The 14,271-nt window shown below is 71.6% G+C and carries 12 protein-coding genes; 9 read left to right on the forward strand and 3 right to left on the reverse strand.

The features are described from left to right. Positions 1–192 precede the first annotated feature (192 nt). Complete coding sequence (locus AWQ70_RS30815) at positions 193–654, forward strand: MarR family winged helix-turn-helix transcriptional regulator (RefSeq protein ID WP_218004723.1); 462 nt, start codon at positions 193–195, stop codon at positions 652–654. Positions 655–815: 161 nt separating this feature from the next. On the opposite strand, the gene AWQ70_RS30820 is transcribed toward AWQ70_RS30815, so the two are convergent. Beyond that, positions 816–1,691: a hypothetical protein gene (locus tag AWQ70_RS30820; RefSeq protein ID WP_067183880.1), complete on the reverse strand. Its 876-nt coding sequence runs from the start codon at positions 1,689–1,691 to the stop codon at positions 816–818. A gap of 409 nt (positions 1,692–2,100) precedes the next feature. Further along, on the reverse strand, positions 2,101–2,649 hold the full coding sequence (locus AWQ70_RS30825) for a type 1 glutamine amidotransferase domain-containing protein (RefSeq protein ID WP_067183884.1): 549 nt from the start codon (positions 2,647–2,649) through the stop codon (positions 2,101–2,103). A gap of 96 nt (positions 2,650–2,745) precedes the next feature. On the opposite strand from AWQ70_RS30825, the gene AWQ70_RS30830 reads away from it, so the two are divergent. Next, on the forward strand, positions 2,746–3,501 hold the full coding sequence (locus AWQ70_RS30830) for a DUF72 domain-containing protein (protein WP_067183887.1): 756 nt from the start codon (positions 2,746–2,748) through the stop codon (positions 3,499–3,501). Positions 3,502–3,600: 99 nt separating this feature from the next. Here the strand turns inward: AWQ70_RS30830 and AWQ70_RS30835 are convergent, their stop codons facing one another. Then, positions 3,601–5,751 carry an AAA family ATPase gene (locus tag AWQ70_RS30835; protein WP_067183890.1) on the reverse strand — a complete coding sequence of 717 codons (2,151 nt, stop codon included), beginning with the start codon at positions 5,749–5,751 and terminating at the stop codon, positions 3,601–3,603. A 161-nt stretch (positions 5,752–5,912) separates the two neighbouring features. Here AWQ70_RS30835 and dnaK point away from each other — a divergent pair, with 161 nt between their 5' ends. The 7 genes from dnaK to AWQ70_RS30870 all read left to right on the forward strand — a co-directional run bounded on the left by dnaK (position 5,913) and on the right by AWQ70_RS30870 (position 14,178). Then, the gene (gene dnaK / locus AWQ70_RS30840; RefSeq protein ID WP_067183894.1) at positions 5,913–7,799 is read left to right on the forward strand and encodes a molecular chaperone DnaK; all 1,887 of its coding nucleotides are present in this window, start codon (positions 5,913–5,915) and stop codon (positions 7,797–7,799) included. Positions 7,800–7,801: 2 nt separating this feature from the next. Further along, positions 7,802–8,479, forward strand: coding sequence for a nucleotide exchange factor GrpE (locus AWQ70_RS30845; RefSeq protein ID WP_084517995.1), 678 nt, complete (start codon positions 7,802–7,804; stop codon positions 8,477–8,479). A gap of 27 nt (positions 8,480–8,506) precedes the next feature. After that, on the forward strand, positions 8,507–9,430 hold the full coding sequence (locus tag AWQ70_RS30850) for a DnaJ C-terminal domain-containing protein (protein ID WP_067183898.1): 924 nt from the start codon (positions 8,507–8,509) through the stop codon (positions 9,428–9,430). Beyond that, the gene (locus AWQ70_RS30855) at positions 9,427–9,732 is read left to right on the forward strand and encodes a chaperone modulator CbpM (protein ID WP_067183901.1); all 306 of its coding nucleotides are present in this window, start codon (positions 9,427–9,429) and stop codon (positions 9,730–9,732) included. The genes AWQ70_RS30850 and AWQ70_RS30855 overlap by 4 nt, the downstream gene beginning before the upstream one ends. 1 nt (position 9,733) lies before the next feature. After that, complete coding sequence (gene clpB, locus AWQ70_RS30860; RefSeq protein WP_067183905.1) at positions 9,734–12,355, forward strand: ATP-dependent chaperone ClpB; 2,622 nt, start codon at positions 9,734–9,736, stop codon at positions 12,353–12,355. Positions 12,356–12,446: 91 nt separating this feature from the next. Then, entirely contained in the window at positions 12,447–13,460 is a 1,014-nt protein-coding gene (glnII, locus tag AWQ70_RS30865; protein ID WP_067184034.1) for a glutamine synthetase, read from the forward strand. Positions 13,461–13,536: 76 nt separating this feature from the next. Further along, positions 13,537–14,178: a class IV adenylate cyclase gene (locus tag AWQ70_RS30870; RefSeq protein WP_218004724.1), complete on the forward strand. Its 642-nt coding sequence runs from the start codon at positions 13,537–13,539 to the stop codon at positions 14,176–14,178. The last annotated feature ends 93 nt before the right edge of the window (positions 14,179–14,271 follow it).

Genomic DNA, 14,271 nt, shown 5'->3' on the forward strand with positions numbered 1-14,271 from the left:
GCGTCTTCACACGGCCCGGGCGAGGGGCCGTGCGACGGAGGGGCGGCTCGCGGAGGTGTGGGACGGGCGACGTCATGGGACAGGGGCGCAGGCCGGCGGGCGCCCTGGGCTGGGCTCCTGTGGTAGCTTCGATCGAACAACATCTTTACTGAAGATGTATCTATACAAAAGAAGAGATGTGGAGCTCGGCACATGTCGACACCGGGGATGCGATCGGACGCGGGCACGGTCTACCGCCGCTATCTGAGCGCCGTCATGTTGCACGGCCACTCCAGCGCCAAAGCGTGCGACCTGGGGGCGACCGACCTGTACGCGCTGAACACCCTGGAACTGGCCGGCTCGATGACCCCGGGCGAACTCTCGGCCCGTACGGGGCTCACGACCGGACCCACCACCCGGTTGATCGACCGCCTCGAACAGGCCGGCTACGTACGCCGGGTCCCGTCGCGGGACGACCGCAGGAAGGTCATCGTCGAGCTGATCGGGAAGCCCGCGGGGCTGGACGAGGTCATGGCCTCGGCCCGGCACAAGGTCGGCGAGATCCTGCAGAGTTATTCCCCGGAGCAACGCGAAACGCTTTTCGACTACTTCGCTCGTGCGACGGCCGCGTACCAGGAGGCGGCCGACGAACTTCGCTCCCGCGAGCCCTCGTGACCCCCTGGGCGCCCGCGTACACGTCACCTGCGATTGCCGCCCTCACCGGAGAGCCCCTGTCGCGGCGTTCGACACGATAGCGAGCGCCGCCGGACCGATCGAACGGTCCGGCGGCGTAGTCGGTCGCAGCGGGGCCGGTGGATGCCGACCCGGCTCGTGCCTCAGATGTCGAGCAGGTCGCGGGCCGATTCCACGGTGACGGCGGCGCGGATCCAGGTGTCGAGACGGTCGAGGTCCGAGCAGTCCTTGATGACGGTACGGACATCGTCGGGGACGTCGAGTCCGCGTGCGGCGAGCACTGCGAAGATCGCCTCGCCCCTGCCCTCTGCGTTGCCCTTGGCGACGTTGTCGCGGGCCCAGTCGCTGAGGAATTCACGAGTTTCGGTCTGCATGAGATTCTCCAGGTGCTCCCAGATCTTGTGGGGCAGCGCCGCACGTACCATGTCAGCGTATAGGGCGCCGCGTTCGGGATCGAGCTTGTGTACCGCGGTGAGCAGGGCGTCCAGGATTTCCGGACCCTCCGGTGTCGTCGCGTGGGTGATCACCGAGAGGACGGCGAGTTCCGGATCCTCGGCGGCCTCCAGTGGGCTGAGGATCACGGGAACATCGGTCGGCCCGGCGACGAGCGGGCTGAGGACCAGACCGGGGTGGCCCAGTCCGATGGGTTGCCGGGACCAGTGGGCGGTTTTCGCGTCCGGGCAGATCACCAGCAGGATCGTCGGGCATTTCATGCGGCTGCGAAGGCTGATGAGGTACATCGGCCAGCTCCAGTGCTTGTCAGGATCCGGTGTCCTCTGCACCTCGACGACGACGGCCAGGACCGGCGCGGGTTTGGCGTCGACGCGTTCGCGGCTGAGCACGATCACCGAGTCGGCTCGCAGCTCGGCGGGAGTCACCGCGGTGAGGTCTCCCGTCTCGACCGTAGCGTGATCGTATTCGGGGAGCTGGACGTGAAGGCTTTCTGAGAGGAGTTCGGCGGCCAGTCGGGGGCGCTCGTAGAACAGGCGCACGATGGCTTCGTGTTCGGCTTTCGGCACAGGGCGACGGTAGGGAAGATCGCCTGACCGGAATGCTAATTCTTGATTCTCCGTAATTGAATAGTTGCAGTACGTGACTGATGTGTGGAGGTATCGGCGCATTGGTCTGGGGCTCCTGATCGAACGCCGTCGTGGCTCTCATCGGCCGGATAGGCGTCAACGGGTCGCAGGGACAAGACGGCGATAGGCCCCTGATGCCTCGTGAGGCCGCAGACGTCTCGATCAAGGGAGGCCGAAACCCGCCGCGAACCCGGATTAGGCCTGGCGATGGGCCGCGTCCTGCCGGGAGACGCTCATCCGCTGATGAGACCTGCCGGTCCTGTCGTGCGGCAGGCTCGGTAGCGCCCCGGGCTGACGGTCTGTGCTTTCGCCCGTGGTCCGGGACGGCGGGGCGTTGGTGGAATGCCTGTCAGTCACCGCCGAAGGCGTCGAGCGCGGCCTGGCAGAACGCCTTGAGGTCGTCCGGCTTGCGGCTGGTGACCAGCGTGTTCGGCCCGCCGGAGCAGACCTGGACCTCCTGGTCCACCCAGTTCGCCCCCGCGTTGCGCAGGTCGGTCTTTAGGCTCGGCCAGGAGGTGACCGTACGGTCACGGACCACGTCGGCCTCGACCAGCGTCCACGGCCCGTGGCAGATCGCGGCCACCGGCTTGCCCTCGTCGAAGAACGCCTTCGCGAACGCGACGGCCTTCGGCTCGGTACGCAGCATGTCGGGGTTGGCGACTCCGCCCGGCAGGACCAGCCCGTCGAACTCCGAGGCGGAGACCTGGTCGAGCGTCGCGTCGACCGGGAACGACTCGGCCTTGTCGAGGTGGTGGAAAGCCTGGATGGTGCCCGGATCCGTGGAGATCAGCCTGGGGGTGCCGCCCGCCTGCTGCACGGCCTTCCACGGCTCGGTCAGCTCGACCTGCTCGACGCCCTCCGGTGCCACGAGGAAGGCGATCGTCTTTCCCTGGATCATCTCAGCTCCCTTGGTTTGACCTGCGATTTCGTCGATACGCGACCGACCTGCCCAACGATCGGGGATCTATGCGAATAACGCGGGTAGAGGGGCGGCATGGCCCTGTTCGTCGGCACCTCCGGCTGGCAGTACGCGGACTGGCGCGACCGGCTCTACTCCGGCGTGCCGCAGCGGCTCTGGCTGGAAAGGTACGGAGAGGCGTTCGCCACGGTGGAGAACAACAACGCGTTCTATCGCCTGCCGTCGCGCGAGACCTTCGAGTCGTGGCGTGAGCGGACACCCGGCGACTTCGTCATGGCGGTCAAGGCCAGCCGTTTCCTCACGCACGTCAAGCGGTTGAAAGACCCGGAGGAGCCGGTCGAACGGCTGCTCGGGGTGGCGGAGGGCCTCGGCCCGAAGCTCGGCCCGCTGCTGTTGCAGCTCCCGCCCACGATGGCGGTGGACTGCGAGCGGCTCCGCCGCTGCCTGGCCCGCTTTCCGAAGAGCGTGCGGGTGACCGTCGAGTTCCGGCACACGTCCTGGTGGACCGAGCAGGTGCGCGACACGCTGTGCGAGTTCGACGCCGCGCTCTGCTGGGCCGACAGCCGGGGTCGCCCGAACAACCCGCTCTGGCGCACCGCGCCGTGGGCCTATCTCCGCCTGCACGAGGGCCTGGCCCGGCCGCGTCCCTCGTACGGCGACCGGTCGCTGCGTACGTGGCTGGACCGGCTCGGGGACGTGCCGGACGCGTACGTCTACTTCAACAACGATCCGGGCGGCGCGGCCGTGCGGAACGCGTTGAGGTTCGCCGACCTCGCCCGCGACGCCGGCCGCGACGTGAGCCGCACGGGTCTCCCAGCCGCTGCCGCGTAATTCCCGCACCGGCCCGCCCGCCGCTGCCGCGTGATCCCGCACCGGCCTGCTCGCCGTCGTGTGGTCCGGTACGGGGCTGCCCGGCGCGGCGGGAGCGCTTCAGTGCGAGACGGGGCGCGGGCCGGCGGTGTGCTCGACGGCCAGCCGGGTGAGCTCGACGCGGGAGCGGATGTCCAGCTTGCGGAAGATCTGCCGCAGGTGGAACGCCACCGTGTGGACGCTGATGAACATCTGCTCGGCGACCTGCCGGTTCGTCCACCCCTGGGCGACGAGCAGGGACACGGTGTGCTCGGTGTCGGTGAGGCTGTCCCACCCGGTGACCGGCCGGTCGGCGTAGCTCCAGTGGCGCCGCCGCACGCCCTCCTGCCGCAGCCTGCGGCGCAGCCGGGCGGCGTCCCGGGGCGCGGCCGCCTCCTCGTATCCGGCGAGCGCCCGGTTCAGGCTCTCGATCCCCGCGACCCGCTCTCCGGTACGGCACAGCAGCAGGCCGAGGTCCTCCGCCGCCGACGCGCGCGACCAGGGGTCGGCGGCCCGTTCGGCCGCCAGCGCGAGCGCGCGCGGATCGTGGTCGAGCAGTCCGCGGGCGTGCGCGGCCGCGGCGGACAGGGCCGCCGCCCGGCCGTCGCCCTCCTGCCCGGCGTCGCCGTCACCATGTCGGCCCCACTCGTCACCGGTCCGCCCGGCCCTGTCCCGACCCTCCTCGGTTCGATCGTCACCGGCGTGCCCGGCGTCGTCGTCACCAGGTCCGCCCGGCTCGTCACCGGCCTGCCCGGCACCGGCGGGGCCGTCGCCGGGCAGGCGGTCCAGGGCGGTCCTGACCAGCTCGGCGCGCTCGCGGTCGCCCGTGCGGAGCGCGAGCCGTACCAGCCAGGCGGCGCAGGCCGGCTCGACGGCGAGCACCCACGGGTGCCGCGCCAGCGCGGAGTAGACGTCCTCACGGACGAGATGGTCCATGGCGGGTCCCGCGCCCTCGCCCGCCTCGATCACGCGTCCGGCGGTCATGGCGCGGATCACGTCGTCGGCCGCCGGACGGGCCCGCACGGGCGGGCGGCGGCGGGAGCGGTCGGCCGGCGCGCCGGAGAGCGCCGCGCGCAGATCGCCGCGCCGAAGGGCGGCCGCGACCCGTACGGCCGAGGCGAGCGAGGCGTTCAGCCGGGTCACCGGGACACGGCCGGGCCCGCCGGCGGCGGCTCCGGTCCGATCCGTCGCGTCGGCTCCCGGGGCCCGCTCCGATTCCCCGTTCGGCTCGGGGAGGCGTTCGGCCTGGTGACGCAGGGCCAGCCGCAGCGGGCGGGGCAGGCCCGCGAGGACCGCCCGCCAGACCAGCTCGTGCCGGAAGGTGAGCGCGTCACCGGTCGCGGCCAGCAGTCCGGCCTCCAGCGCCTCCTCCAGCGCGGGGAGCAGCATCGCCGGGCTCGCGCCGAGCAGCTCGGCCACGTCGCCGGGCGAGAACGTGCGCCCGAGCACGGTGGCCGCCTCCACCAGGTGCCGGGCCTCCCGGCTCAGCCGGTCGAGCCGGTGCCGCGCCAGCACGTGTACGCGCCGGGGGAGCACGGGGGACACCAGCCGCGCCCGCCCGCCCGCGATCTCGATCGCTCCCTCGTCGCGCAGGCCGTCCACGAGCTCGACGAGCAGGAACGGGTTGCCGCCGGCGCCGGAGGCGAAGGCGAGCAGGCCGGGGTCCGGGCGGGCGCGCAGGAGCTCGGCCACCACGCGGGCCACGGCGTCGTCCGGCAGCGGGCCGAGCGCCAGCCTGCGGGCGCCGTGCCGTTCCAGCAGGTCGAACAGCCGCTCGGCCGCGCGATCGCGGCCGCCGGTGGTGCGGGTGAGCATCCAGGCGAGCGGCCGGGACGGCAGCCGGCAGTGCAGCGTGCGCACCGCCATGAGCGTGGCCGGGTCCGCCCAGTGGAGATCGTCGAGGGTGACCAGCAGGGGCCCGGCGGCCATCCGCTTCTCCATGTGGATCCGCAGGCGTTCCACCCGCGCCTCCATCGACTCGGGAGCGGGGTCGCCCTCGGCCGGTATGTCGTCGAAGGCGGACAGGAGGGGGTTCAGCGGGATGAGCCGGTCGAGCTCCTCGGCGCCGCCCGCCGCCAGGCCGAACCCGCGCGCGGCGGCCCGCTCGGCCGCGCGGGCGAGGAGGGTGGTCTTGCCGGCGCCCGGTTCGCCGTCGATCAGCAGGGTGGCGCGCTCGCCGGTTCCGGCCCGATCAAGCAGTTCGGCGACGGCGGCCAGTTCGCGTGCCCGCATCGCATGTCCCCCGAAGAAAGTCATGTCGCGTAATGCCTGGTCAATTGATGTGACGGCTACCCGGATCCGGGACGACTACACGATCTGACGGTGTGGCGCGGAGGGCGGCGGGGCGACGCTCGAAAGAAGGCCCGCGAACTGTCAGGTTGGGGGAGCACCGCATGGCGAAGGCAGTCGGCATCGATCTGGGCACCACGAACTCCGTGATCGCTGCGATGGAGGGCGGCCAGCCGTCGGTGATCCCCAACGCGGAGGGCTCGCGGACGACGCCCTCGGTGGTCGCGTTCACCGACCAGGGGGAGCGGCTCGTCGGCCAGCTCGCCCGCAGGCAGGCGATCCTGAACCCGAAGGGCACGATCTACTCGGCCAAACGCTTCATCGGCCGCCGCTACGACGAGGTCACCAGCGAGATGAACGCGGTGTCCTTCGACGTCGTGGAGGGGCCCGGCGGCGCGGTGCGCTTCCAGGTGCGCGACAAGCAGTACGCCCCGGAGGAGATCTCCGCCCTCGTGCTCAGGAAGCTGATCCAGGACGCGGGGAGGTTCCTCGGCGAGAAGATCACCGAGGCCGTGATCACGGTGCCCGCGTACTTCAACGACGCGCAGCGGCAGGCGACCAAGGACGCGGGAAAGATCGCCGGCGTCGAGGTGCTGCGCATCATCAACGAGCCGACGGCGGCCGCGCTGGCGTACGGGCTGGACCGGAAGGAGAACGAGACCGTCCTCGTCTTCGACCTGGGCGGCGGCACGTTCGACGTGAGCATCCTGGACATCGGCGAGGGCGTGCTGGAGGTGCGGTCCACCTCGGGTGACACCCACCTGGGCGGCGACGACTTCGACCGCAGGATCGTGGACCACCTGGCGGACGAGTTCCAGCGGCAGGAGGGCATCGACCTCAGGCGCGACCCGCAGGCGTTGCAGCGGCTGTTCGAGGCGGCGGAGAAGGCCAAGGTGGAGCTGTCGTCGGTCACCCAGACCACGGTCAGCCTGCCGTTCATCACGGCGGACGCGAACGGCCCGAAGCACCTCAACACGACCCTCATGCGCTCGACCTTCGAGCAGATCACCGCCGACCTGGTGGAGCGCTGCACCAAGCCCGTCGAACAGGCGATGGCCGACGCGAGGCTCACGCCGAACGACATCGACGAGGTCATCCTGGTCGGCGGCTCGACCCGCATCCCCGCGGTGCAGAACCTCGTACGCCGGATGACCGGGGGCAAGGACCCCAACATGACCGTCAACCCGGACGAGGTCGTCGCGATCGGCGCGGCCGCCCAGGCGGCGATCATCAAGGGCGAGGTGAAGGACGTCCTGCTCCTCGACGTCACCCCGTTGTCGCTGGGCGTGGAGACCCTCGGCGGTGTGATGACCAAGGTCATCGAGCGCAACACGACGATCCCCGCCCGCCGCATGGAGACGTTCAGCACGGCGGAGGACAACCAGAGCGCCGTGGACGTGGTGGTGCTCCAGGGGGAGCGCGAGCGGGCGGCGGACAACCGCGTCCTCGGCCGCTTCCGCCTGGAGAACATCCGGCCGGCGCAGCGCGGCGCACCGCAGATCGAGGTGACGTTCGACATCGACGCGAACGGCATCCTCAACGTCTCGGCGAAGGACAAGGACACCGGCGGGGAGCAGCGCATCACGATCAGCGAGAGCTCCAACCTGGACAAGTCCGAGGTGGACCGGATGGTCGCCGACGCCGAACGGCACCGCGGCGAGGACTCCAGGCTCCGCGAGCTGATCGACGCGCGCAACGAGCTGGACACCGTCGCGTACGCCGTCGAGCGCCGGCTGAACGAGCTCGGCCAGGCCGTGCCGGTGCACGAGAAGGCGCGGGGCGAGACGCTGGTCGCGGACGCGCGGCAGGCGATCAAGGAGGAGGTGCCGCTCGACCGGCTGCGCTCCCTCATCGCCGAGTTGCAGCAGGTCTACCACGGCCTCGGCGCGACGGCCGCGCAGGGAGCCCCGGGCGCGCAGGGCGAGGGCCGTCCGCCCGGCGGCGAGGGCGGCGAGGACGTCATCGACGCCGAGTTCACCACCTCGGACTGACGATGGCCGGGCGCGAGGAGGGCCGCCCCGGCGGCCACGACGAGACGCGAGCGGACGCGGAGTCCCGAGCGGGGATCGAGTCCCGCCCCGAGCCCGGTCGCGAGGCCGGCGCCGGGCAGGGGGCGGAGGCCGGGCCCCGTCCCGAGGCCGAGGCCCGGAGCGAGGCCGACGAGAGGGTGGCCGATCTGGAGGGCCGGTGGTTGCGCGCCGTCGCCGAGCTGGACACCGTACGCCGCAGGACGGCGAGGGAGATGGAGCGGCAACGCCTGGAGGAACGGGCCAGGGTGGCCGCGGAGTGGCTTCCCGTGCTCGACAACCTCGAACTCGCCCTCCGCCACGCCGGGGACGGCGCCCGCGGCGCCAAGGGGACTACTCCCGGCGCGGCCGGCGCGCCCGCGAACGCGGGCACGGGCACGGGCGGCGCGGCCCACGCGGAGGCGGTGATCGAGGGCGTGCGCGCCGTGCGGGACCAGGCGGTCGCCGTACTGGCCCGGCTCGGCTTCCCGCGCCAGGAGGCGGTCGGGCAGCGGTTCGACCCCGCGCTGCACGAGGCGGTCGGTGCGGCGCCCGACCCGGACGCGCCGCCCGGCACGGTCATCGAGGTCGTACGGCCCGGCTACGGCGACGCGGACCACCTGCTGCGGCCGGCGGCCGTGGTCGTCTCCACCAAGGCGGACTGAGGAAGGCCGGATTGAGGGTGCGAACCGATGGCGGCTGACTTCTACGAGGTGCTGGGCGTGCCCCGGACCGCGAGCCAGGAGGAGATCCAGCGCTCCTACCGCAAGCTCGCCCGGTCCTACCACCCCGACGTGAACAAGGACCCGGGTGCCGAGGACCGGTTCAAGGAGATCTCCGAGGCGTACCAGGTGTTGTCCGACCCGGAGACGCGCAAGCGGTACGACGCGTTCGGCCCGGACTTCCGGCAGGTGCCGCCGGACGTGGACCCGGAGACGTGGGCGCGCGCCCGCGCGAGGGCCGGAGCCGGGGCGCGCGGCGCGCCGCAGTGGGAGTACGCCGGCGGCGACTTCGCCGGGGCGGACTTCGAGGACCTGCTCGGCGGGATCTTCGGCGGCCGGCGCGGCGGCCGCCGCTGGGGTCCGGTGCCGGGCGCCGACCAGGAGGCCGAGCTGGCGGTCACGGTCGAGGACGCCTACCGGGGCGCCCGGCGCGCGCTCACCCTGCCGACCGGCCGGAGGGTGGACGTGTCCATCCCGGCCGGGGTGACGGACGGGCAGCGCATCAGGCTGGCCGGCCAGGGCGGTCAGGGCAGCGAGGGCGCGCCCGCGGGCGATCTCTACCTCGTCGTCCGGATCGCGCCGCACCCCCGGTACGAGGTCCGGGGACGGGACATCCACGTCGCCCTGCCGCTGGCCCCGTGGGAGGCGGCGCTGGGGGCGACGGTCGCGATCGACACCCCGGGCGGCGAGGCCAAGGTGCGGGTCCCGGCCGGGACGTCCAGCGGCCGCCGCCTGAGGTTGCGCGGGCGCGGGCTGCCCAACCCGCGCGGCGCGCCAGGAGACCTGCTCGCGGAGGCGCGGATCATGGTTCCGCCGCAGCCGACCGACGAGGAGCGGCGGCTGTTCGAGGAGCTGTCCGCGGCCTCCGGCTTCGACCCGAGGAGCCGCACATGACGTACGCCCTCGTCCGGATGGACCTGCCGCGGATGGACCTGGACAGCTTCGCGCGGGCCGCGAACATGCATCCCGACCTGGTGCGGCGGCTGGTCGCGCTGGGGCTGCTCGACACCGTTCCGGACACGGCGGGCCGGCCGTGCCTCGCGCCGTCCCAGCTCGCCGTGGTCGCCCGGATCCAGCGGCTGCGCGCCGGTTTCGCCGTCAACTACGCCTCGGTCGGCCTGGTGATCGACCTGCTCGATCGTGTGGCCGAGCTGGAGGCCGCCCTGCGAGCCCGCTCGCGTACGACCGGAGGTTGAGATGGACCCGAACCGCCTGACCCAGAAGTCCCAGGAGGCCCTGAACGACGCTCAGGCCGTGGCGGTGCGCCTCGGACAGACCGAGGTCGACGGCGAGCACCTGCTGGTGGCGCTGCTCGCGCAGCCCGACGGGCTCGTGCCGCGCCTGCTGGAGCGGGCCGGGGCCGACCCGGACCGGCTCCGGGCGGAGCTGGAGGACGACCTGCGCCGCCGCCCCTCGGTGAGCGGGCCCGGCGCGACCCCGGGGCAGATCTTCGTCACCCAGCGGCTGTCGCGGGTGCTGGACGCCGCCGACCGGGAGGCCGCGCGGCTCAAGGACGAGTACGTGTCGGTCGAGCACCTGCTCCTCGCGCTGATCGACGAGGGCGCGCAGACGGCGGCCGGCCGGCTGCTGCGGCAGCAGGGCCTCACCCGGGACCGGTTCCTGCAGGCCCTCACGGAGGTCAGGGGCCACCAGCGGGTCACGTCCGCGACGCCCGAGGCCGCGTACGAGGCCCTGGAGAAGTACGGCAGGGACCTGGTCGCGGACGCGGCGGCGGACAAGCTCGACCCGGTGGTCGGCCGCGACGCCGAGATCCGCAGGGTGGTCCAGATCCTGTCCAGGAAGACGAAGAACAACCCGGTGCTCGTCGGCGACCCCGGCGTCGGCAAGACGGCGATCGTCGAGGGGCTGGCGCAGCGGATCGTACGCGGCGACGTGCCGGAGGGCCTGCGCGACAAGACGGTCTTCAGCCTGGACATGGGCGCGCTGATCGCGGGGGCCAAGTACCGCGGCGAGTTCGAGGAGCGGCTCAAGGCGGTGCTCGGCGAGGTGAAGGCGGCCGAGGGGCGCATCCTGCTGTTCGTCGACGAGCTGCACACCGTCGTGGGCGCGGGCGCGACCGAGGGCGCCATGGACGCGGGCAACATGCTCAAGCCGATGCTCGCCCGCGGCGAGCTGCACATGATCGGCGCGACGACGGTGCAGGAGTACCGCAAGCACATCGAGAAGGACGCCGCCCTGGAGCGCAGGTTCCAGCCGGTGCTCGTGGACGAGCCGTCCGTCGAGGACGCGATCTCCATCCTGCGGGGGCTGCGCGAGCGCCTGGAGGTCTTCCACGGCGTGAAGATCCAGGACGGCGCTCTGGTCGCCTCGGTCGTGCTGAGCCACCGGTACATCTCCGACCGCTTCCTGCCGGACAAGGCGATCGACCTGGTGGACGAGGCGTGCGCGATGCTCCGCACCGAGATCGACTCGATGCCGGCCGAGCTGGACGAGCTGACCCGCCGGGTGATGCGGCTGGAGATCGAGGAGGCGGCTCTCGCCAAGGAGACGGACCCGGCGAGCGGCGCCCGGCTGGAGGACCTGCGCAAGGAATTGGGCGACCTGCGCGCCGAGACCGACGCCATGCGGGCCAAGTGGGAGTCCGAACGGCACGCGCTGCGCAAGGTGCAGGCGCTGCGCGAGGAGATGGAGACGGTGCGCCGCGAGGCCGAGATCGCCGAGCGCAGCTACGACCTCAACCGGGCCGCCGAGCTGCGCCACGGCCGCATGCCGGACCTGGCCCGGCGGCTCGCCGCCGAGGAGGAGCAACTGGAGGCCAAGCAGGGCCGCTCCCGGCTGCTGCGCGAGGTCGTGACCGAGGAGGAGATCGCGGCGATCGTGTCGCGCTGGACGGGCATCCCGGTCAGCCGCCTCCAGGAGGGCGAGCGGGAGAAGCTGCTGCGCCTCGACGACATCCTGCACGAGCGGGTCATCGGGCAGGACGAGGCGGTGCAGCTCGTCGCCGACGCCGTGATCCGCGCCAGGTCGGGCATCAAGGACCCGCGCCGGCCGATCGGGTCGTTCATCTTCCTCGGGCCGACCGGGGTGGGCAAGACCGAGCTGGCCAAGGCCCTGGCGGCGGCGCTGTTCGACACCGAGGACAACATGGTCCGCGTCGACATGAGCGAGTACCAGGAGCGGCACACGGTGAGCCGGCTCGTCGGCGCCCCTCCCGGCTACGTCGGCTTCGAGGAGGGCGGCCAGCTCACCGAGGCCGTACGGCGCAAGCCGTACTCGGTGGTGCTCTTCGACGAGATCGAGAAGGCGCACCCGGACGTGTTCAACACGCTGCTCCAGGTGCTCGACGACGGCCGGCTGACCGACGCGCAGGGCCGTACGGTCGACTTCAGGAACACCGTCATCATCATGACCTCGAACATCGGGTCGGAGTACCTGCTCGAAGGGGTCACGCCGAGCGGCGAGATCAAGCCGGAGGGGCGGGACCAGGTCATGGCCGCGCTGCGGCGGCACTTCCGGCCCGAGTTCCTCAACCGGGTGGACGACATCGTGCTGTTCAAGCCGCTGACGGAGGCGGAGATCGAGCGGATCGTCGACCTGATGTTCGGCGAGATCAGGGCCAGGCTGGCCGACCGGCGGATGACGCTGGAGGTGACCGAGGAGGCGCGCCGCCTGATCGCCAAGGAGGGGTTCGACCCCGTGTACGGCGCGCGCCCGCTGCGGCGGTTCATCTCCCGCGAGGTGGAGACGCGGGTCGGCCGGGCGCTGCTCGCGGGGGACGTCGAGGACGGCGCGACGATCGCGGTGGGGGTGGCCGGCGGCGAGCTGGTGATCGGGTTCCGCAACCCGGAACCGGATTAACATCCCGTTCACATTCGGGCAAAAGGTCGGAAACGGGCGGTTGGCATTCTCGGGCGTGGCGATGAGAAGCACGCTCCAGAAGGGGACCGACGTGAGCTACAAGGCTGAGTACATCTGGATCGACGGCACCGAGCCGACCGCCAAGCTCAGGTCCAAGACCAAGATCGTCGCGGATGGCGCGCCCCTCCCGAACTGGGGTTTCGACGGATCCAGCACGAACCAGGCCGGCGGCCACTCCTCCGACCGCGTGCTCAAGCCGGTCTTCAGCTGCCCCGACCCGATCCGCGGCGGGAACAACGTGCTGGTGCTGTGCGAGGTGCTCAACCCGGACCTGTCGCCGCACTCCAGCAACACCCGCGCGCTGCTCACCGAGGTGGCCGAGCGGTTCGCCGACCAGGAGTCGTGGTTCGGCATCGAGCAGGAGTACACCTTCTTCAAGGACGGCCGCCCGCTCGGCTTCCCGATCGGCGGCTTCCCGGCCCCGCAGGGCGGCTACTACTGCGGCGTCGGCGCGGACGAGGTCTTCGGGCGCGACGTCGTCGAGAAGCACCTCGACCTCTGCCTCGAAGCGGGCCTGGAGATCTCCGGCATCAACGCCGAGGTCATGCCCGGCCAGTGGGAGTTCCAGATCGGCCCGCTCGGCCCGGTCGAGGTCGCCGACCACATGTGGATCGCCCGCTGGCTGCTCTACCGCGTCGCCGAGGACTTCGACATCGCCGCCACGCTCGACCCCAAGCCGGTGAAGGGCGACTGGAACGGCGCCGGCGCGCACACCAACTTCTCCACCAAGGCCATGCGCGAGGCGTACGAGCCGATCATCACGGCCTGTGAGGCCCTGGCCGAGAACGCCATGGAGCACGTGCGCAACTACGGCCACGGCATCGAGGACCGCCTCACCGGCCACCACGAGACCGCGCCGTGGGACAAGTTCAGCTACGGCGTCTCCGACCGCGCCGCCTCGGTCCGCATCCCGTGGCAGGTCGAGGTCGAGCGCAAGGGCTACATCGAGGACCGCCGCCCGAACGCGAACGTCGACCCCTACGTGGTGACCCGCCTGATGGTGGACACCTGCTGCACCGCGCTGGAGAAGGCCGGCCAGGTCTGATCCCCGCCCGACCCGACCGTACGGCTCCCGCCCCATCAGGGCGGGAGCCGTACGCGTTGTTGGTATGTGCGCTTTTATGACGGAGAACCCGAACATGGTGACGCCCGCTTCCACGACGAAGAAGGAGACCATGAAGCACGAGTACGAGGCCACGTTCCTGTCCGTCGACGTCACGGGCCTCCGGGCCAGGCTGACCTCCCTGGGCGCCGTCCAGGCATTCCCTCGCACCCTCCTCACCCGCAAGATCTTCGAGAGCGACACTCTCGCCAGTGGTCAGTGGGTCCGCCTGCGCGACGAGGGAACTCGCTCGACTCTCACCCTCAAGCAGGTCACGGACGCCACCACCATCAACGGCACCACCGAGATCGAAACCGAGGTGGCCGACCTCGAGGCCATGGCCGAGATCCTCTGCCATCTCGGCCTGCGCGAGGTGCGCTACCAGGAGAACTATCGCGAGGAGTGGCGCCTCGACGACGTCACCTTCGATATCGACACCTGGCCCGATCTGCCGACCTTCGTCGAGATCGAAGGGCCTGACGAGGCAACGGTCCGCCGAGCGGCGTCCCTTCTGGGATTCGACTACTCCGAGGCCCGGTTCGGTAGCGTCGATGAGATCTACAAGAGCGAGATCGGCCGCGACATCCTCGCCGAACCCACCCTCCTCTTCTCCGAAGCCGACAAGAACAAGCAGGCCTCCGGGATCGTAACGGGCGACTGACCCTCTCGGGCGCCCCGTACCCGTGGAACCGGCGGGAGCCGTACGCGTGCCCGGCTGTCTCATTCGCGGCCCCGCGCCGGGACGTGGCCGAGC

Source organism: Microtetraspora niveoalba, assembly GCF_001570405.1.
GTDB classification, from domain to species: domain Bacteria; phylum Actinomycetota; class Actinomycetes; order Streptosporangiales; family Streptosporangiaceae; genus Microtetraspora; species Microtetraspora niveoalba.